General features: G+C 68.0%; 21 protein-coding genes. 10 read left to right on the plus strand and 11 right to left on the minus strand.

What is annotated here, in order from left to right:
* Complete coding sequence (locus tag OG555_RS35175) at positions 1 to 1,050, plus strand: LacI family DNA-binding transcriptional regulator (protein WP_329477097.1); 1,050 nt, start codon at positions 1 to 3, stop codon at positions 1,048 to 1,050.
* 229 nt (positions 1,051 to 1,279) lie between these two features.
* Positions 1,280 to 1,591 (plus strand): hypothetical protein, encoded by a 312-nt coding sequence (locus tag OG555_RS35180; protein WP_329477099.1) that lies wholly within the window; start codon positions 1,280 to 1,282, stop codon positions 1,589 to 1,591.
* Between the two features lie 101 nt (positions 1,592 to 1,692).
* Here the strand turns inward: OG555_RS35180 and OG555_RS35185 are convergent, their stop codons facing one another.
* The 8 genes from OG555_RS35185 to OG555_RS35220 all read right to left on the minus strand — a co-directional run bounded on the left by OG555_RS35185 (position 1,693) and on the right by OG555_RS35220 (position 8,698).
* The gene (locus OG555_RS35185) at positions 1,693 to 2,049 is read right to left on the minus strand and encodes a YciI family protein (protein ID WP_329477101.1); all 357 of its coding nucleotides are present in this window, start codon (positions 2,047 to 2,049) and stop codon (positions 1,693 to 1,695) included.
* 72 nt (positions 2,050 to 2,121) lie between these two features.
* Positions 2,122 to 2,580, minus strand: coding sequence for a carboxymuconolactone decarboxylase family protein (locus OG555_RS35190; protein WP_328520779.1), 459 nt, complete (start codon positions 2,578 to 2,580; stop codon positions 2,122 to 2,124).
* A 32-nt stretch (positions 2,581 to 2,612) separates the two neighbouring features.
* On the minus strand, positions 2,613 to 3,395 hold the full coding sequence (locus OG555_RS35195; RefSeq protein ID WP_329477103.1) for a sugar phosphate isomerase/epimerase family protein: 783 nt from the start codon (positions 3,393 to 3,395) through the stop codon (positions 2,613 to 2,615).
* Positions 3,396 to 4,247: a carbohydrate ABC transporter permease gene (locus OG555_RS35200; protein ID WP_329477105.1), complete on the minus strand. Its 852-nt coding sequence runs from the start codon at positions 4,245 to 4,247 to the stop codon at positions 3,396 to 3,398.
* Positions 4,237 to 5,181 carry a carbohydrate ABC transporter permease gene (locus OG555_RS35205; protein WP_329477107.1) on the minus strand — a complete coding sequence of 315 codons (945 nt, stop codon included), beginning with the start codon at positions 5,179 to 5,181 and terminating at the stop codon, positions 4,237 to 4,239. Before OG555_RS35205 ends, OG555_RS35200 begins: the two co-directional genes overlap by 11 nt.
* A 6-nt stretch (positions 5,182 to 5,187) precedes the next feature.
* Positions 5,188 to 6,510, minus strand: coding sequence for an ABC transporter substrate-binding protein (locus tag OG555_RS35210; RefSeq protein WP_329477109.1), 1,323 nt, complete (start codon positions 6,508 to 6,510; stop codon positions 5,188 to 5,190).
* Between the two features lie 8 nt (positions 6,511 to 6,518).
* Positions 6,519 to 7,661 carry a mandelate racemase/muconate lactonizing enzyme family protein gene (locus OG555_RS35215; RefSeq protein ID WP_329477111.1) on the minus strand — a complete coding sequence of 381 codons (1,143 nt, stop codon included), beginning with the start codon at positions 7,659 to 7,661 and terminating at the stop codon, positions 6,519 to 6,521.
* An 11-nt stretch (positions 7,662 to 7,672) separates the two neighbouring features.
* A complete protein-coding gene (locus tag OG555_RS35220; protein WP_329477113.1) occupies positions 7,673 to 8,698 on the minus strand; it encodes a hydroxyacid dehydrogenase in 1,026 nt (341 codons plus the stop codon).
* 106 nt (positions 8,699 to 8,804) lie between these two features.
* On the opposite strand from OG555_RS35220, the gene OG555_RS35225 reads away from it, so the two are divergent.
* The 3 genes from OG555_RS35225 to OG555_RS35235 all read left to right on the plus strand — a co-directional run bounded on the left by OG555_RS35225 (position 8,805) and on the right by OG555_RS35235 (position 11,630).
* Entirely contained in the window at positions 8,805 to 9,695 is an 891-nt protein-coding gene (locus tag OG555_RS35225) for a LysR family transcriptional regulator (protein ID WP_329477115.1), read from the plus strand.
* A 34-nt stretch (positions 9,696 to 9,729) separates the two neighbouring features.
* A complete protein-coding gene (locus tag OG555_RS35230) occupies positions 9,730 to 10,680 on the plus strand; it encodes an SDR family NAD(P)-dependent oxidoreductase (protein ID WP_329477117.1) in 951 nt (316 codons plus the stop codon).
* Positions 10,681 to 10,808: 128 nt separating this feature from the next.
* Entirely contained in the window at positions 10,809 to 11,630 is an 822-nt protein-coding gene (locus OG555_RS35235; protein WP_329477119.1) for a putative protein N(5)-glutamine methyltransferase, read from the plus strand.
* Here the strand turns inward: OG555_RS35235 and OG555_RS35240 are convergent.
* On the minus strand, positions 11,587 to 13,581 hold the full coding sequence (locus OG555_RS35240; protein ID WP_329477121.1) for a translation factor GTPase family protein: 1,995 nt from the start codon (positions 13,579 to 13,581) through the stop codon (positions 11,587 to 11,589). The two genes, OG555_RS35235 and OG555_RS35240, sit on opposite strands and share 44 nt — an antisense overlap.
* Positions 13,582 to 13,755: 174 nt before the next feature.
* Between OG555_RS35240 and OG555_RS35245 the strand changes: the two genes are divergently transcribed.
* The gene (locus OG555_RS35245; RefSeq protein ID WP_329477123.1) at positions 13,756 to 14,541 is read left to right on the plus strand and encodes a phosphotransferase family protein; all 786 of its coding nucleotides are present in this window, start codon (positions 13,756 to 13,758) and stop codon (positions 14,539 to 14,541) included.
* Here the strand turns inward: OG555_RS35245 and pyrH are convergent.
* The gene (gene pyrH / locus OG555_RS35250) at positions 14,534 to 15,241 is read right to left on the minus strand and encodes a UMP kinase (protein WP_329477125.1); all 708 of its coding nucleotides are present in this window, start codon (positions 15,239 to 15,241) and stop codon (positions 14,534 to 14,536) included. The genes OG555_RS35245 and pyrH overlap by 8 nt on opposite strands.
* A gap of 85 nt (positions 15,242 to 15,326) precedes the next feature.
* Between pyrH and OG555_RS35255 the strand changes: the two genes are divergently transcribed.
* From OG555_RS35255 to OG555_RS35270, 4 genes are all read left to right on the plus strand, one after another.
* The gene (locus tag OG555_RS35255) at positions 15,327 to 16,109 is read left to right on the plus strand and encodes a DinB family protein (protein WP_329477127.1); all 783 of its coding nucleotides are present in this window, start codon (positions 15,327 to 15,329) and stop codon (positions 16,107 to 16,109) included.
* Between the two features lie 40 nt (positions 16,110 to 16,149).
* Positions 16,150 to 16,803 (plus strand): dihydrofolate reductase family protein, encoded by a 654-nt coding sequence (locus tag OG555_RS35260; RefSeq protein WP_329477129.1) that lies wholly within the window; start codon positions 16,150 to 16,152, stop codon positions 16,801 to 16,803.
* Between the two features lie 55 nt (positions 16,804 to 16,858).
* Entirely contained in the window at positions 16,859 to 17,533 is a 675-nt protein-coding gene (locus tag OG555_RS35265) for a VOC family protein (RefSeq protein ID WP_329477131.1), read from the plus strand.
* Positions 17,534 to 17,752: 219 nt separating this feature from the next.
* Positions 17,753 to 18,757: a small ribosomal subunit Rsm22 family protein gene (locus OG555_RS35270; RefSeq protein ID WP_329477132.1), complete on the plus strand. Its 1,005-nt coding sequence runs from the start codon at positions 17,753 to 17,755 to the stop codon at positions 18,755 to 18,757.
* Here the strand turns inward: OG555_RS35270 and OG555_RS35275 are convergent.
* Positions 18,745 to 19,506, minus strand: a complete 762-nt coding sequence (locus tag OG555_RS35275; protein WP_329477134.1) for an SDR family NAD(P)-dependent oxidoreductase — start codon at positions 19,504 to 19,506, stop codon at positions 18,745 to 18,747. The genes OG555_RS35270 and OG555_RS35275 overlap by 13 nt on opposite strands.
* Positions 19,507 to 19,601 lie beyond the last annotated feature (95 nt).

Genomic DNA, 19,601 nt, shown 5'->3' on the forward strand with positions numbered 1-19,601 from the left:
ATGCGTGCCACCGTCAAAGACGTCGCCAAGCTGGCCGGGGTGTCCCCGAAGACGGTGTCCAACGTCATCAACGGCGTCGTGTTCGTCCGACCGGAGACCAAGGCTCGGGTCGAGAGTGCGCTGGCCGAGCTCGACTACGTGCCGAACATGAGTGCTCGGGGCCTGCGCAACGGCCGGACCGGCATGATCGCGCTCGCGTTGCCCGACCTGCTCCGGCCGTACTCCGCGGAGGTCGTCCATCTGGTCGTCGAGCTCGCCCACGAGCGCGGCTGGGGTGTGCAGATCGAGCAGACCGCGGCCGAGCCCAAGCGTGAGTTCGAGCTGCTGTCGAAGGCCCGCGCGTACCTGGTCGACGGCCTGATCCTCAACCCGGTGAACCTGGACGACAGCGCGGTCACGACGGCCGGGCCGCTGCCGCCGCTGGTGCTGATCGGCGACGTCGACCAGGATCTGGTCAGCCAGGTCGCGATCGACAACGTCGCCGCCGCCCGGGACATGACCAAACACCTGCTCGCACAGGGCTGCCGCCGCATCGCAGCGGTCGGTACGCCGGAGATCCCGCGCGGCTCGAGTGGCACCGGCGTACTGGCCGGATCCGCTGAGGCTCCCGGTACGGCGGCCTCCCGGTTGCGGACCGCCGGCTATCGCCAGGCGCTCGAGGAGGCCGGCGTACCGAACGATCCCGCCCTCGAGATCGGCCTGGATCGCTGGCGGCCGGAAGGTGCGGCGACGGTGGTCGGGAAGTACCTCGCCGAGCACGAGTTGCCGGACGCGTTCTTCTGCTTCACCGACTCGCTCGCGTCCGGTGCCTCGTCGGCGCTCTGGAGCGCGGGCGTCGCTGTCCCCGGGCAGACGCTGCTGGCAGGGTTCGACAACATCCTGGAGAGCCAGTTCATGATCCCGCCGCTGACGACGGTCGACTTCGACCGGCGGGCCTTCGTGTCGGCGGCCCTCGATCTGCTCGGCGAGCGGATGGCCGACAAGTTCGCGGCGCCGCGCCGGGTGATGATCCCGCACCGGATCGTCGAGCGCGCCAGCACCACACGCTGAGCCACAACTTTCCGCCGTGGACGGGAGTTCCGGCACTCGGGATTCCGGTTACTATCTCTTGCAAACGCCGTCACTCTCAGCAAGGGTTGCCTGATCACTTCCGCGTCGTTTCCGGGTGCGGGAAGGACGGGGGAGTGTGCGGTCGTCGCGTCGTACTGCGACGTTCTTGCGGCCGCGCCTACCGTCACTCGGGGGTAGTACACGAGGAGAAGGGGGAAGTGTGTCAGCGATGACAAGGCTCGCCGAGCACTGCCGTGATGTGAGGAGTCACGGCAACGCTGGTCTCGGACGGGCCGCGATCCAACCGGCGGTGTGTACCGGCATCCACGAGGTGAACTCGTCGACGTCCCCGGTGCGCCCGCGACGCGTGGCGGTGCTCAGACTGAGCAACGGCATGACCACCACGCTGCGACTCGGCGACGGTGCGCAGGCACCGGAGCGAGGTGCCACCGTGTTCGTCCAGGGTGGCCGGGGCATGGGTGACCAGCCTGCCTCAGGTGGAGTCATCCTCGCGCCGGGCAACCCCAGCCGGCACGGATGAGCTGAGTCAGTGACTCGCCGGTCTCAGGTCCCAACGCCGAGCTGAGGCCGGCAAGTCCCTGGAGCAGCTCCCGAACCTGCCGACGCATCCGGCAGTGGGGTCTACGAATCCTCCGGCATCGGATCCGTGAACGAGCGGATCTCGATCGGTGAGAACCGCGCTTCCGGAAGCCTGGCCGCGATCTCGGTCGCCCGCTCCAGACTGCAGTCGAGCAGGTAGTAGCCGGCCAGCACCTCCTTCGCCTCCGTGAACGGCCCGTCGGTGACCGCCGCGACGCCGTCGTTCACCCGGACCACCCGGGCGTTCGCCATGGTCAGGCCGAGACCGTCGAGGTACTCACCCTTCGCCTTCAGCTCCTCGGCCAGCTGTCGATGACGATCGAGCACCTGCTCGATTCCCTCGGCGTGCAGGGCGTCCCAGGTGTCGTTGTTCCCGTAGATCAGCAGCATGTACTTCATCGCGTGCCTCCATTCACCGGGTACGTCGGAGCGCCGGTGCCGTTCTCGACACCGGCGCTCCGACGTTACTCACTACCAGGTGGCACCGGCCGGCTGGCGCACCGTCGTGTTGATCCGGTTGAACATGTTCGTCAGCGCGATCATCAGGACGATCGCGGACAGTTCCTTCTCGCCGAAGTGGTCGGCCGCCGCGGCCCAGATCTCGTCCGTGACCGCCTCCGGCCGGTCCGCCAGCCGGGTCGCGGCCTCGGCCAGCGCGAGCGCCGCCCGCTCGGCGTCGGTGAACAGGTCGGACTCACGCCAGGCCGCGACCTGGTGCAGCCGCTCGTCGGTCTCACCGTTCTTCAGCGCCGACTTGATCCCGCCGAACACGCACGGCGCGCAGCCGTTGATCTGGCTCGCCCGCAGGTGCACGAGCTCGAGCGTCGCACCGGGCGCGCCGGCCTGCCCGATGGCCTTGTAGATGTTCTGGATGCCCTTGGTGGCGTCCGGGAGGATCTCGGCGGGGTTGGTCATCCGTGCTGCAGTCATGGGAGGTTCTCCATCAAGTGAGTGTGTCGATTTCACTCCCTTGACGGATGCTGTGCGGCGGATGTGACAGCGGCGTGGAGATCTTTTTCGAGCCGTTCCTCGACCGGTACGGCGGGGTCGGAGTACTGCCCGGTCAGGCAGATCGGGCCGGAGTACTTGACCTTCTGCAGAGCCGCGAACACCGCGGACCAGTCGGACAGTCCTTCGTCGGCCTGCACGAAGTACGGCTTCCAGACGCCGTCGGTCCGGAGGTACTGCACGTTCTTCAGGTTGACGATGCCGAGTCGCTCGGCGCCGAGCTCGAGCGTCACTGCCGGATGGTCGCCGGCCAGTGCGTCGTGCGCCGCATCCCAGACCAGCTTGAACTGCTCGGGCAGCCCGTCGAGCAGTTGCAGTACGCCGAGCGTCGACGCCACGAATCGCCCGTGATGCGGCTGCACCCCGACCTGCACGCCGTACCGCTCGGTCAGTACGGCCGCTGTCTCGAGCAGCATGCGAGTACGTCGTACCGACGCGGCGTACCCATCGGGACCGAGCTCGGCCATGATGCGGATCATCGGCACGCCGGCCTCCGCACATGCGGCGAACACCCGCTCGGACAGGTCACTGGCGACACTGATCGGTTCGACGCCCTCGGCCCGCAACTGAGCGGTGAACTTCGGCAACTCAGCCTCGGCCGTAGCCGGGCTCACGTACGCAGCCTCGCGGACCGGGACCTCCGCTCCGGCGAACCCGAGACCGGAAACGAGCCGACCGAGCTCGTCACCCGGCAACGCCAGCCAAGGTTTGGTGAAAACAGACCACAGATAGGTCATTTAGCGGCCTCCCAGTCCACTCATGGTGATGCCTCGGACGAACCAGCGTTGGGTCAGGAAGAACAGGATGATCAGGGGGAACGTGGTGACGGTGGCTGCCATCAGCAACAGGTTCCACTGGGTGCCGTTCGTGTCCTGGAACACCTGCAGCCCCACCGACGCGGTTCGGGTGGCATCGCTGTTCGAGATGATCAACGGCCACAAGAGGTTGTTCCATTGGCCGATGAATTTGAACACGGCAAGCGTCGCGATCGCCGGGATCGCCAGTGGCACGATCACCCGGACGAACGCCTGCCACCGGTTCGCGCCGTCCAGCCGGGCGGCCTCCTCGTAGTCGCGCGGGATGCCGAGGAAGAACTGCCGGAGCAGGAAGACGCCCAGTGCGGTAAAGGCGTGCGGCAGGATCATCCCGGGCCAGGTATCGATGCCGTGCAGCTTCGCGACCAGCACGAACTGCGGGATCAGCGTCACCTGCGACGGGATCATCAGCGTGGCGAGGTAGATGCCGAACAGCCAGCTGCGGCCGGGGAAGTTCAGCCGGGCGAACGCGTACGCCGCCAGCGCGGCCGTCACGGTCTCGAGCAGGGTCGTACCGCCAGCGAAGTACACGGTGTTGAGGAGGTACTTGCCTAGTGGCACGAGCTCGAAGGCGCGCGTCAGGTTCTCCGGGTGCCAACTGCTCGGCCAGAACGACGGCTTGGCCGCCATCGACTCGGCATCGGACTGGAACGCGACCAGCACCATCATGACGACCGGGATGAGGGTGAGAGCGGTGACCAGGAAGCAGGCGAAGACAATCAGCCTCCGCTGAAGAACCTTGTTGGAGACCAAGGGGAGCGCCTCAGTTGTCATAGTGGACCAGCCTCCGCTGGAAGAGGAACTGCGTGGCGGTGATCATCACGATGAACGCGAACAGCACGAGCGACTGTGCCGCGGCGTACCCCTGGTCGTAGTTCTCGAAGCCGGTCCGGTAGATGTACATGACCAGCGTGGTGGTGCGGGTGCCTGGTCCGCCGTTGGTCATGATGAGCGCCTGGTCGAAGATCTGGAACGAGCCGATCACCGAGGTGACGATCACGAAGAACAAGGCCGGAGACAGCATCGGCAGGGTGACGTTGCGGAAGCTCTGCCACGGCGACGTGCCGTCGACGCGAGCAGCCTCGTAGAGCTGTTGCGGGATCGCCTGCAATCCAGCGAGGAAGACGACCATGCCGAAGCCGAAGCTCTTCCACACGCTCATCAGGATCAGCGCCGGCATCGCCCAGTTGTCCGAGATCAGCCAGGTCGGTCCGTTGATGCCGAACACCCCGAGCACGGCGTTCATCAGGCCGTCGTGCGGGATGTAGAGCCAGATCCAGACGAACGCGACCGCCACCGTGATCGTTGCGTACGGCAACAGCAGCAGCGAGCGGAAGACCGCGACCCGGCGCAACCCCTGATTCAGCAGCAAGGCCAGCGCGAGGCTCACCAGGATCGTCAGCGGCACGCTCACGAACGTGAAGTACGCCGTGTTGCCCAGCGCGGACCAGAACGTCGGATCCGGGCCGAGGCGGGCGAAGTTGCGCAGCCCGGCCCAGCGCGGCGGACTGAACAGGTTCCAGTCCAGCAGCGAGATCACGCCGGCGGCGACGACCGGTCCGGCGGTGAAGATCAGGAACCCGATCAGGCTGGGCAGGATGAACAGCCAGGCGGTCAGGGTCTCCCGGTTGCGCCAGCTTGGCGTCGGCTTGGAGGACCGCTGTGGTGGCGCGGTGGTGACCGGGGCGGCGAGAGTGTCGACAGCCATGGTGGATCACCCCTTCCTGGCGGTGGCTTGGCGGATGTTGTCCTGGTGCTGCCGCATCAGTACGTCGAGACGCGGCGTGAGCCCGGTGATCGCGTCCGCGACCGTGACCTGTCCCAGGAAGCTCCGCGGGAGATCCTGGCCGAGGAGTTGCTTGACCTGGTTCCAGTTCGTCGTGACGTCGAACGCGTGACCGCCGGCGAGTTTGCCGGCGAGGATCTGCTGCACGATGCCGAGGTTGTCCGGCGGTGGCTGGAACGCACTGCCAGCGCTCAGCCGGGCCGGGTTGTTGCGGCCGGCCTTGGCGTAGATGTCGAGCGCACCGGTGCTGGTGAGCGTCTTGAGCAGCTTCCACGCGAGGTCCAGTTCGGCCCCATCGCGCACCCCCGACGGAATCGCGAAGCTGGATCCCGACACCCGCGGTGTACTGCCGACTGCCCCGGCCGGGAACGGGATCACGTCCCAGTCGAACTTGGCCTTGCGCACGTTGACCACCTGCCACGGCCCGTTCTGCATGAAGGCGACGTTGCCCTCCATGAAGTTGGACAGCGAACTCTCGGTGACCAGGTTCTTGATCGGCGGGGTCACCTTGTCCTTGACGAACAGGTCGATGACGTACTGCAGTGCCCCCATCGCCTCCGGATCACCCAGCGTGCTCCGGGTGGCGGCGTCGTCCATCACGTTCCCGCCCGCGCAGTAGATCCACGAAACCAGGTCGTCGATCGCCGGCGCACAGGTGAAGCCGTACTGCTCGCCGGGTTTGGTGAGCTGCTTCGCCAGGTCCCGGAAGGTTGCCCATGGCATCGGCACCGTCTTCGAGGGCAGCTCGACGCCCTGCTTCTGCAGCAGCGTCTTGTTGTAGTACATGACCGTCGGCGCGACGTCGAAGCCGATCGCGTAGGTCTTGTTGTTGAAGCTCGAGATGCGGCGGCTCGACTGGTAGAAGTCGTCGAGGTGGAAGTCCGGGTCGGCCTCGATCAGGTCGTCGAGCGGACGGTGCGCACCGCGGGCGGCGTACGTCGGGATCAGTGTGCCGTTGAGCGCGGTCACCAGGCCGGCCGTGCCACTGACCAGTTGCAGGTCGAGTTTGGTCGGGTAGCCGTTCGACGGGGTCAGGGTCGGGACGGACTTCACCCCGAGCTGGTGCTCGACGTACTTGCTGAAGTCCTGCCAGACCTTCTTCTCCGCGGCACTGCTCGACCACATCGCCCAGGTGGCGGCGCCGGCGGGTGGTCCTGACGAGCACCCGGCCGTGGATCCGGCAACAGCCAGCCCGAGCCCGGCGAGACCGGTCAGCTCGAGAAAGCCGCGACGGGACAGGTTCGTTCCCATGTTTCTCCTCACCGATAGAGCAGGTCGATCGACTCGGCGCGGATCCGCTCCTCGTCGACCTGAACGCCCAGTCCAGGGGCGGTGGGGACCGTCGCGACGGCCTTGGTGATGCTCAGCCCCTCGACATACAGATCGGACAGCAACTCCGGCCCGTTGAGCTCGGCGGGCAAGGCGAGCTCGAGCTGACTGAACACGTGCAGCGCGGCGGCGAACGCGACCCCGCAGTCGGTCAGGCCGCTGGCGAGGACCTCGACGCCGCCGGCGATCGCGGTCTGCGCGGTCTTCAGGGCGTTGCGCAGCCCACCGGATTTGCAGACCTTGACCACGACGAGGTCGGCGGCGCCGAGCCTGATCGCCCGGGCCAGATCCTGGGCGGAGAAGCTGCCCTCGTCGATCGCGATCGGCAGGTCGATCAGTTCGCGCAGCCGTTGCATCGCGAGCGTGTCGGTGCTCGGTACGGGCTGCTCGACACAGTGGATCGTGCGGACGCCCGCCGTACGGTCGAGGAGTTGCCTGAGTGCGGTCGGCCGGTAGGACTGGTTGGCGTCGAGCCACAGCGGCTTGCCGCCGGCGACCTCGGCCACGGTCTGGATCGCCGCGGCGTCCGCGTCCAGATCGCCACCGATCTTGACCTTGTACGCCGGATAGTCCGACGACTGGAGCGCATGTTCGCGGACCGCGTCCTGGTCGCCGACCCCGATCGCCGAGCACAGCGGGATCTCGTCGTGCACCTTGCCGCCGAGCAGGGCGTGCACCGGGACGCCGGCGAGCTTGCCGGCCGCGTCGTGCATCGCGACGTCCACGGCGGCGCGGGCGAACGGGAAGCCGTTCGACACCGCGGGGCTGAGGCGCTTGGCGGCGCGCTGGTGGAACAGCTCGACGTCGAAGGGCGTGAGTTCGAGCAGGATCTGCGCGAGGTGCCGCCGGATCACCACCGCCATGGTCTCGGCGGTCTCGTAGCTCCAGCTCGGCAGCGCGCGCTGCTCACCCCAGCCGACGACGCCGTCCTCGGTGGTCAGCTTCACGAACACGACCGCGGCGGCCTGGTCCGGCGCGTCACCGGGGGAGCCGACCGCGCCGCTGCCGAGCACGAAGCGGCGCGCGAACGGGACTGCGACCGGAAACACTTCGACTTGCGTGATCCGCGACATCGGCTGTCCTCTCAGGCCGCGATCGACCAGGCGGCCGGGTCGACGAAGCTCGGACCGCGGGTGCCGTCCTCGAGCCACCGGATCACGTCCGTAAGGACGTAGCCGGCCAGCGCGAGGTGGCCTTCAGCGGTGTCGCCGGCGACATGCGGGCTGAGCAGCAGGTTGGGCGCGTCGAGGATCGTGCGGTCGAAGGTCGGCGGCTCTGGGTCGTAGACGTCCAAGGCGGCGTACACGCGGCCGTCGAGGACGTGGTCGAGCAGGGCCTGCTGGTCGATCGCTGGACCGCGGGACGAGTTCACGACGACCGCGCCGTCGGGGAGTTGCTCGATCAGCGCGCGGGTGATCATGCCCTTGGTCTCCGGCACGTTCGGCACGTGGATGGTGAGGAACGGGCTGCTCGCCGCCTCTTCGAGCGTCGTCGTGCGTACGCCGAGTTGACCGGCGCGCTCGTCCGTCAGGTAAGGGTCGTAGACCGCGAGGTCGCAGCCGAAGGGCTTCAGCAGAGTGATCAGCGCCCGGGCCGTGCTGCTGGCGCCGATGACGCCGACCCGGGCGCCCGCGAGTTCGTGGCCGCGGAAGCCGGTCTGCTTCCAGCCGCCCTGCCGGATTGCTCCGTCGAACCGGGGAAGGCGCCGGGCCAAGGTGAGCATGGCGGCCAGGCAGTACTCGCCGACCGACCACGCGATCCGCGGACCGGCGGAGAAGACGGCGACGCCCTGGTCGAGGATGACCGGGTCGATGAGGTTTTTGACCGAGCCCGCCGCGTGGGCGACGACCTGCGGGCCGTTGCCGTCGGACCACAGCTCCTTGCCGAGGTGCGGCGTACCCCAGCTGGTCAGGAGGACGTCGGCGCCGGCGGCCAGCTCGGGTACGGCGGCCGGGTCGAGCGCCGGCGGCTTGCCGGGTGATCCCGGTCCGGCCGCGTGCGCCGCCTCGGCCCAGATGACCTCGAAGCGGTCCTCGAGCAGCCGGCGGGTCGCGGGGTCGACCACGTCGGCGGCACGGTCGGGAGAGAACAAGGCAGCGAGCTTGGGCACCGTGGAGGCTCCTTCGGTTCGGCGTTGAGAGACGCAGCCTCGACGGTAGGCGCTTTCCGTTATGCAGGTCCAAGCCCTATTTCGCATGAACCGATACCGTGCCGGTATGGACTTGTCGCTGCAGCAGCTCCGGGGGTTCGTCGCCGTCGCCGAGGAACTCCACTACGGCCGGGCCGCCCAGCGGCTCAACCTGACCCAGCCACCGCTCACGCGGCAGATCCAGGGGCTGGAGCGAACCCTCGACGTCCGGCTGTTCGACCGGACCGGCCGGGGAGTGCGCCTGACCGCGGCCGGTGATGTCTTCCTCGAACACGCTCGCCGGGTGCTCGCGCTGCTCGAGGTCGCTCCGGAAGCGACTCGCCGGGCCGCCGACGGCCAGACCGGGACCCTGCGGATCGCGTTCACCGCCATCGGTGCGTACGCCGTACTCGCAGACTTCCTCACGATGGTCGGGAAACGCACGCCCGCGGTGACCTCGGAGCTCACGGAACTCGTGAGCCCGGCGCAATTCGAGGCGTTGGCGAACCTGGAGATCGACATCGGCCTCGTCCGGCCACCGATCCCATCGCAATTCGAGTCGGTGCTGGTGCATTCGGAGGATCTGGTGCTCGCCGTACCGACCGATCATCCGCTCGCGACCGGCGACACCCCGGTCACCCTCGCCGACGCCACCGACGACTACATCGGCTACAGCCCCGAGGGTTCGCAGTACCTGCACGACATCTGCGCCGCGATGATCGGCATGGATCGGTACGCCGTCAGTCAGCTGGCATCGCAGGTGCCGACGATGCTCGCGCTCGTCCGGGCCGGTCTGGGGTGCGCGTTGATCCCGCGTTCGATCATGGCGATGGGAGTCGAGGGGGTCCGTTACCGTGAGCTCGACGCGGCCGACGCGCACTCGGTCACGCTGCACGCCTGCTGGAGCCCCGACAGTCCGAACCCTGCTCTGCAGCGGCTGGCGGAGTCGCTGCGGCAGAACCCGCACCTCGACGCTTGACCTAGAGTGTGCGCGAACTCGTAGAGTCCAAGACATGACTGCACAGCACAAGATCGGTTCGGGATTCGGGCACGACAGCACCGCGGACGACGTCCTCGCCGGGATCGACCTGACCGGCAAGCTGGCCGTCGTCACCGGCGGATACTCCGGTCTCGGCCTCGAAACGACACGTGCGCTGACCAAGGCCGGTGCGCACGTCGTCGTACCGGCACGGCGACCGGACGCCGCGCGCGCGGCGCTGGAGGGGCTCTCGAACGTCGAGATCGACGAGCTGGATCTCGGGGATCTGGAGAGTGTGCGGGCGTTCGCCGATCGGTTCCTGGCGTCCGGGCGGTCGATCGACATCATGATCGACAACGCGGCGATCATGGCCGCGCCGGAGACGCGGGTCGGGCCGGGCTGGGAGGCGCAGTTCGCGACCAACCACCTCGGGCACTTCGCGCTGGTGAACCGCCTCTGGCCGGCGCTGGTGGCCGATGGTGGTGCGCGCGTGGTGTCGGTGTCGTCGACCGGGCACCGGCGCTCGGACATCCGCTGGGACGACCTGGAGTTCCGGCAGGGGTACGACAAATGGCAGGCGTACGGGCAGGCGAAGACCGCCAACGTGCTGTTCGCCGTGCAGCTCGATGCCCTGGGCAAGGACTCCGGCGTGCGCGCGTTCGCGCTGCACCCGGGCGGCATCCTGACCCCGTTGCAGCGGCATCTGCCGCGCGAGGAGATGGTCGCCTTCGGCTGGATCGACGAGGACGGCAACCCGCTGAACCCCGGCTTCAAATCCCCGGAACAGGGCGCCGCGACCCAGGTGTGGGCCGCGACGTCGGCACAGCTCGACGGGCTCGGCGGCGTGTTCTGCGAGGACTGCGAGATCGCCGAGGTATCCACCGACGACAGCCCGGGCGTCCGGCCGTACGCGATCGACCCGGCATCGGCCGCCCGGTTGTGGGCGGTCTCCGCGGAGCTCACCGGAGTGAACGCTTTCGGGTAGGGTGGATCGCACCAGGGACGACGGATCGAGGAGGTGGGACCGATCACCGGACAGGCAGGTTGGTTGCTCCCGCCTCGAGTGGTCAGCTTCTGAGACTGACCGCGGGAGCCTCGGTTCTAAGGGGTTCTGTGTCTGTATCTTCTGTTCCTTCTGTTGAACTCGGCGCTGTCGTCGAGCGGCTGCGCGCGTCCGGGTGCGTCTTCGCCGAGGACGAGGCCGCGCTGATCGTCGAGACCGCGCGGGACGCGGCCGAGGTAGCCGCCATGGTCGACCAGCGTGTCGCCGGGCTGCCGCTCGAACACGTCCTCGGCTGGGCGTCGTTCCGCGGACTGCGGATCGCGGTCGATCCCGGTGTGTTCATCCCACGCCGCCGGACCGAGTTCCTCGTCGCCGAGGCGCTGGAGGTGACCACACCGGGCGCCGTCGTACTGGACCTCGGCTGTGGGTCGGGTGCGTTGGGTGCGGCGATCGCGGCGGAGCGCGAGGTGTCGTTGTACGCCGCCGACATCGAACTGGCCGCGGTTCGGTGTGCCCGGCGCAATCTGGTGCCGTGGCGTGGGTCGGTGTATCAGGGCGACCTGTTCTCCGCGTTGCCGGATCAGTTGCGGGGGCGGATCGACGTACTGCTCGCGAACGTGCCGTACGTGCCCACCAACGAGATCCGGCTGCTGCCGCCCGAGGCTCGGCTCTATGAGCCGCACGTGACGCTGGACGGTGGGCCGGACGGGCTCGCCACATTGCGCCGGGTTGCGGCGGGGGCGTTGAGCTGGCTTGCCCCGGGTGGGCACCTGTTCGTGGAGATGAGCGAGCATCAGGCCCCGCCGGCCGCAGCTGTGCTGACGGATCAGGGCCTGACGGCTCGCGTGACGTCCGACGACGAGCTCGGTGCGACTGTTGTCCACGGCATCAAACCCGGCGCTGGACGTGCAGGAGGTAATCCCGCCGGTTGAGTGGGTCGTGGTCGGTCCGGGCGCGTTCCGGGATCGGGCCGGTGACGGGTTGGTAGCGCTCGAACGCTGACTCCAGCACGCCTTCGCCGCGGGTGAGGGCGGGCAGCAGTTGCTCGAGTTCGTAGACGGCAGCCGCGGGGATTTCTCCTTCCAGGGTTGACGTTTCCGCGGCCAGCGCGGGCACCTGCGGGATCGCGCGCAGCCGGGCCAGAGCCGCGAGTACGGCGCGAGTCGTGTCGGTCGGGATCTCCAGCCGGAAGCGGTGCATCGGCTCGTGCACCGTCGTACCGGCTTGCTGGAGCGCCGTCATCAGGACCAACGGGGTCAGGAAGCGGAAGTCGCCGGCCGTGCTCGACATGCTCTTGTCGAAGACGGCGTGGGCATGACTCTGCCGCGCCGAGTAGCCGGAGTGCGTCATCACGACCCGCGCGTCGGGGATCTGCCAGCCGTGAATGCCCTGGCCGAGCGTCTCGCGGACGGTCTCCTCGACGGCCTTGATGAACGCGTACGGCATCGAGCCGAGCTCGACCTCCAGCTCGAAGCTGACACCGGCGTTGACCGGGGCGGGTTCGAGCCGGAGACCGACGGTGGCGAGGAACGGGTTCGCGTCCTTCTTCTTGAACTCGACCGCCGCGCCGGTGCCATCGAGCCGCTCGATGCAGATCGTGGTCGTCTCGCGGAAGCCGGCCTCGATCCCGAACTCGGTCGCCAGGGTGGTCTGGATGACCTCCTTCTGGACCTCGCCGTACAGGGACACCGAGATCTCCTGGCGGAGATCGTCCTGGCGCAGGTTGATCAGCGGGTCCTGCTCCGCGAGCTGGGTCAGCGCGACGCGAAGGTTCCCCTTGTCACGCAGCTCCTTCGGGTAGACAACCGTCTCCAAGGTGGGCGGCGCGAACATGACCGGGTTTGGGGAAACAAATGGTCGCTCGGCGGCAGTAATGTTCCACAGATCGCTCAGCCGGTCGCCGATCTGGACATCGGCGAGGCCCCAGACCCGCGCGATCTGCCCGGCGCGCACCTCGGCGGCCGAGGTCGCGCCGCCCTCGCCGAAGACGCGGAGCGCGGTGACCTTGGCCTCGGCGCCGGCTCGGAAGCCCAGCCGCTCCCGAACTCGCACCGTGCCGGAGAACATCCGGACGTAGGCGATCTTCTCGCCGGCCGGGCCGCGCTCGACCTTGAAGACCGCTCCGTCGACCGGTTCCTCCTGGGTGCCGGCCAGGGGGAGCAGTTCGCGGATGCCTTCGGTCAGCGCCTCCGTGCCCGCACCGGTGATGGCGGAGCCGAAGTAGACCGGATGCACGAGCGCCTCCTTTGTCTGCCTGGCCAGCGCTCGCTTCAGGGCGTCACGGGAGAGCGGCTCGCCGTCCACGAACATCCGCAGCAGGTCGTCGTCGCGCTCGGCGAGTACTTCGAGGAGGGCGCCGTACGACTCGGTGAACGTCGCTTCCGGGGTGCCCAGGTGCGTGGCCTCGCCCATCGGGACGATCGCCGGGGTCAGCTTGTCCGCGATCGACTTGAGTACGGCGTCGTACTGCGCGCCGGCCCGGTCGAGTTTGTTGACGAAGATCAGCGTCGGGATCTTCAGGCGCTGCAGCGTCCGCATCAGCACCCGGGTCTGCGCCTGGACGCCTTCGACGGCCGAGATGACCAGCACCGCGCCGTCGAGCACGCTGAGCGCCCGCTCCACCTCGGCGATGAAGTCCGGGTGGCCGGGGGTGTCGATCAGGTTGACCGTGACAGGGTCGGCCTGGCCGATCGTGAACGACACGACCGCCGACTTGATCGTGATACCGCGCTGGCGTTCCAGCGCGAGGGAATCGGTCTGGGTGCTGCCGTCGTCGACGCTACCGATCTCGTCGATGACCCCGGCGGCGTAGAGCAGCCGCTCGGTCAGGCTCGTCTTACCGGCGTCGACATGCGCCAGGATCCCAAGGTTCAGTACTTTCACGCAGCTTCATGTCCTTTGAACAGGTGTCAATTCCTTCCGCGACAGACATGAAGCGAGGTCGCATGACAGAACTCCTTGACTAGACACCTGCTGGTACGCCCACGAGTACACCAACCCCCGCCGCGCCCCCGCAAACCATTTAGACGACCGCTACACCGTCGGTACGCTAACGACGTGCCGCCCCTCGATCCACGCGCGCTCGCGTCCCCAGTGATCGGTCGGATCACCCGCGTCGAGCCGGTCAACGGCTTCGCGGGCAACCAGACCTTCCGCCTGCACACGCCGTCCGGCGTCTACTACCTCAAGTCCGGCAACACCATTGCCGCGGAAGCCGAAGCCTGCGATCTCGCCCGCTCGCTCGACGTCCCCAGCCCTCGAGTCATCGCGGTCGACCTCACGGCCCCGACGTACCTGATCACTGCCGAACTCCCGGGTGAGCCCACCAACTCCCCACAGGTCCTCGCCGAGGCCGGCCGCTGCCTCCGTCGCCTCCACACGATCCACGACCCCTCGGCGGATTGGCCCACGAACCTTCTCAAGCCGATCGAAACCCTCGACCGCCTGACCAGTGTCCTCCCCGACCAGCTCGCCCAGCGGCTCCGCGACACCGTCCCGCCCTTCGTCCGCACCGTCGCCGACATCAAGCCGGCTCTGCTGCACGGCGAACTCCACCCCCGCCACCTCTATGCCGTAGGCAACAAGCTCACCGGCGTCCTCGACTGGGGCGACGCCATGTACGGCGACCCCCTCTTCGACATCGCCCGCTTCACCATGTCCGGCCCGGCACCCACCGCCGCATTCCTGACCGGCTACCCTCTCTCCCGCACGCCGTACATCAACCACACCCTCTCGCTCTATCGCGCCCTCTGGTCCCTGATGGCCCTCCACGCAGAGCAAGCCGCCGGCGGCGACTGGTTCCAGCCACACGTCGACACGATCGCCCGGGAACTGGTCAGTTGATCAGGGTGCCGATGGGGGTGCCGATGGTGATGGAGGCGGCGGCGGAGGGGCGGTCGATGTCGAAGACGTGGAGGGGGAGGTGGTGGTCGCGGGCGAGGATGAAGGCCGTCTGGTCCATCACGCCGAGGCCGCGGTCGATGACTTCCTGGTAGGTGAGGTGGTCGAAGCGGTGGGCGTCCGGGTGCTTGTTCGGGTCGGCGTCGTACACGCCGTCGGTGCCGTTCTTGGCGACCAGGAGGGCATCGGCGTCGAGCTCGATCGCGCGCTGGACGGCCGGGTAGTCGGTGGTGGTGAAGGGCTGTCCGTTGCCGCTGGCAAGCAGGACGATCGAGCCCTTCTCCAGGTGCCGAAGGGCGCGCAGCCGGATATACGGCTCGGCCAGGTTGTTGATCGGGATCGCCGTCATCAGGTGGACGTCGTCGGCACCGAGCGCCGTGAGCCGGCCGCGCAGGAGGACGGCGTTGATGACAGTGCCGAGCATGCCGATGTTGTCGGCCTCGACGCGGTCGATACCCCACTCGTCGGACCGGTTGCCGCGGAAGACGTTGCCGCCGCCGACGATGACCGCGACCTGGATGCCGGTGGCGTGCAGCGCGATCACCTCGTTCGCGAGGTGGGTGAGCCGGTCGCTGTCGAAGCCGAAGTCGTTCGAGCCGGCGATCGCCTGCCCGGACAGCTTGAGGACGAGCCTGCGGTACATGCCGCTCCGTTCAATCAGAAGGCGGGACGGAACTCGCCTTTGTCCGCCATTGTGGCCCCGGGCGGGCTCACGCCAAGCTGGGCGGGTGACCGAGTTCAAGGACCAAGACCTCGCCGCCGCGCGGTTCGAACGGTCGTCGCTGCGGGAGGCGGTGTTTCACGATGTCGACCTGCGCGGTGCCCGCTTCGACAACGTCAACCTCAACGGCGCGACCATCCGCGGCGCAGCCCTGAACGACGTGTCGCTCGACGGCGACATCCGCAACCTGAGGGTCTGGGGCGTTGACGTCGTACCGCTGATCGATGCAGAGCTCAACCGTCGTCACCCCGGTCGCGAGAAGATGCGCCCTGCGGACGCGGACGGTTACCGGGAGGCGTGGGAACTGCTCGAGCGGCTGTGGAGGGAGACCGTCGAGCGGGCCCGGCAGTTGCCGCCGGAGCTGTTGCACGAGTCCGTCGACGGTGAGTGGTCGTTCATCGAGACGCAGCGGCACCTCGTCTTCGCGACCGATGCCTGGGTACGGCGTACCGTCCTCGGCGACCCGGCTCCCTGGGACCCGCTGGACCTTCCGCACGACGAGATGCACGACGTACCGCCCGTTCCGCGCGATCGCGCCGTACGCCCGTCACTGGACGAGGTGCTCGTGTTGCGGGCCGACCGGATGCAGACCGTTCGGGACGTCTTCGCTGAGCTCACCGACGAGCGGCTGAGTGAAATGACCGTGCCAGCGACCGAGCCCGGGTATCCGGCGTCGCAGAGTTACCAGGTCAGCGAGTGTCTCGGCTGCATTCTGGGCGAGGAGTGGGAGCACCGGACGTACGCCGAGCGAGATCTCGCCGTACTGCGTGTCGAGTCCGGCGGGAGCTGATCGACGCCTGGGTGAGAGCACCTCTACCTAGGGAGAAGTCATGGAGCTCAGCGTCAACGTCTTCGTCAGCCTCGACGGTGTCATGCAGGGGCCGGGCGGACCGGACGAGGACCGAAGCAACGGGTTCGAGTACGGCGGTTGGCTCGTACCGCACGCGGCCGACGGCCAGCTGGACCCGGTCGACGGGTGGTTCCGGGAGGCGGACGCGATCCTGCTCGGCCGGTCGACGTTCGAGATGATGCGCACGTTCTGGTCGCAGGTGACGGTGGAGCCGGACAACATCGTGTCCACCGCGTTGAACACCTGGAAGAAGTACGTCGTCAGCAACACGCTCTCCGACGAGGACGCGGCGTGGGGCGACACCACCGTGCTCCGCGGTGACGACATCGTGGAGCAGGTACGGCGGCTGAAGGAACAGCCCGGGCGTGAGCTGCAGGTGCACGGGAGCTGGCAGCTCGTGCGGACCCTGCACGACGCCGGTCTGGTGGACACCTATCGGCTGATCCAGTTCCCGGTCGTGGTGGGGACGGGGAAGCGGCTGTTCGAGGCCGGCGCCGTACCGGCGACCTACAAGATCAGCCACGGCGAGGTGCTGCCCGGTGGGGCGGTGTCGCTGACGCTGCGGCAGGACGGGTTCGGGTCGCTCGGAACCGGGGACATCGTGGTCGAGGACGGCAAGGAAGTCCTGATCTGAACTGTCGGCGTGGTGTCCTAACCTCTTCGGAACCGCGATTTCTTGGGGGTTGGCGATGGACATGCTGAGCTGGCAGGCGATCCGGGACGCCGAGCTGGCCGACTGGCGCAAGCTGGGCCAGGGCTTGCACGCGCGGTTCCTGATCGGGTCGTTCGCCGACGGCGCTCGCTTCGTGAGCGCCCTCGGCGAGGCCTGCGCCTCGGGTGAGCATGCGCCCGAGGTCCGGCTCGGCAAGGGCTTCGCGGATGTGCGGCTGCGCAGCGACGACGCGGTGAAGCTCGGCACCGGCGAGGGCTATCCGAACGTGACGCGGCGGGATGTCGACCTGGCGCGGCGGATCAGCTCGATCGCTCAGTCACTGGGCCTCACAGCTGACCCGTCGGCCGTGGCTGAGGTGGAGCTCGGCCTGGATACGGCCGACGAGGCCGCGATCGGTCCGTTCTGGGCCGCCGTACTCGCCGGCGACCCCGGCGTCTACGACCGGCTTGACGTCTGCGACCCGACCGGACGGGTGGTGACCCTGTGGTTCCAGGGCACGGACGCGCATGAGACTCCTCGGCAACGGTTCCATCTGGATCTGTGGCTTCCGGCTGAGGTGGTCCCGGCCCGGATCGAGGCGGCGCTGGCGGCCGGCGGAACGGTGGTGGCCGACGACAAGGCGCCGTCGTTCACCGTGCTGGCGGATCCCGAGGGCAACAAGGTCTGCCTCTGTACGTACCTGGATCGCTGAAAATCAGACGCGGAGTGGAGGTGCCGTTGGATAGAGTCTCGGTTGTTGTGTGATCCGAGGAGGTGCGTGATGGCTTGCATGGTTATCCGGTTCCGCGCCAATCCCTCCTTCTCTGCTGCCTTCTGACAGCTTTCCGGACCGGTTGGTGCGTCGCGGCGTCTGGCCGCGGGTCTCGTGCGCCCTGTGCGCACTCCGTGCCGACCGAACCGGAGTTCCCTCATGTCCTTCGTGGACACACAACTGCATGCTGCCCTTGTCCGCGTCCTTGCCGGTGTCCAGCACGACGTGCTGCGCCGCCGGGTCATCGCTTTGTCGGACCGCTATCGGGGTGAGCGGGTCGACGACAGCACACCGGGAATGAGCGACGACCTCGACTGCCTCGCGTACGCCGTCGTACGAATGCCGGCGACTTGTCGTGCGCTCCACGCCGCCCTGCTCGCGGCTGATCGACACGTCATCAGCACCTTCACGACTCACCTCGACCTCGGCGGGGGAACCGGCGCGGCCGCTTGGGCAGCTGCCGCCATCTGGCCGGGGATCGCCATCGAGACCATCGAACGCGAGGCCGCCGCCATCCGCCTCGGCCGAAGACTTGCCGATGGTGAGCACGGCCGTCACGTTGTCGACGGCAACCAAAGCGGGCCGCTTGCCGGCCCAAGGTGGACGGCGGCCGACCTCCGCCACTGGAGCCCGCACCGCGAGGTCGACCTGATCACGATCGGCTACGTCCTCAATGAACTGTCCGACGCCGCCCGCCGCGACCTCATCGACACAGCGGCGCAGACCGCCGGCACCGTCGTGATCGTGGAGCCCGGGACTCCGCGCGGGCACCGCCGCATACTCGATGCGCGTGCTCAACTCATCGAGCAGGGTCTGACGGTCGCGGCTCCCTGCTCGCATCAGGTGGCGTGCCCGCTCGTCCCCGCCGACTGGTGCCACTTCGCCGTACGACTGCCGCGGACCGAACTGCATCGGGTCCTGAAGGACGGCACGCGCAACTACGAGGACGAGAAGTTCAGCTACCTGGTCGCCACCCGCGCACCGGCCCATCCCGCGCCGGCCCGGGTGATCGGGAGGCCCGCGCGGCCGAAGGGGCGAGTGATCCTCGACCTGTGCACCACCGCCGGTTCACGTGAACAGACGGTGGTGCCTAAGTCGTCCAGCAGTTACCGCGCCGCCAGGACCGCGACGTGGGGAGACGACTGGAGTGGTCAGAGGTCGTAGCCGCCCGAGGCTTCGAGGGTCTGGGCGGTGATCCACGCGCCATCGGGGGAGAGGAGGAACGCGATCACCTTGCCGAGGTCGTCCGGTTCGCCGATGCGGCCGAGGGCGGTGCGGTCGGCGATCGGCGGGATCAGCTCGGGATAGCGGGCGAACGCGTCGTCGCCGAGGCGGGTCCGGGTCACGCCAGGAGCGACGGCGTTGACCCGGATGCCGCGGACGCTGAGTTCCTTGGCGAGGTAGCGGGTGAGCACCACCTGTGCGCCCTTCATGCTCGCGTACACCGAGTACCCCGGCTCCGGTCGCGTGTTGGCCAGGGCTGAGGTGCTGCTGGTGTAGACGATCGATCCGCCGTCCGCGATCAGCGGCAGGAGCGTCTGGGTCAGGAAGTACGGACCCTTGAGGTGGACCCGCAGCATCTGATCGAACAGTTCCTCGGTGGTGTCCTCGAACCTCACCGGCTGTTGCCCGACGCCCGCATTGTTGACGAGGAAGTCGAACGACGTCCGCCCCCAGCGCTGGAGCACTTCTCGCACGTCAGTCGCGAAGTCGGCGAACGTGTCCGGGCGACCGACGTCCAGTGGCAGTGCGACCGCCGTACCGCCGTCCTTCTCGATCCGTTCGGCGGTCTCCAGGCCGCCGTCGCGGTTGCCGTGGTAGGTCAGGATCACCCCGACGCCGCGCTTCGCGACCTCGAAGGCTGCGCTCTGCCCGATGCCGGAACTCCCGCCGGTGATCACAGCTATTTGCATGATCGTGTCAATCTCCTCGAACGTCTTGAACAGGTACTTGTCCAGTAGACGTGTTCTCGCAGGAGAGTCGCTAGACAATTGCTCGCCGCCACTTG

This window comes from Kribbella sp. NBC_01484 (assembly GCF_036227145.1).
GTDB lineage: Bacteria > Actinomycetota > Actinomycetes > Propionibacteriales > Kribbellaceae > Kribbella.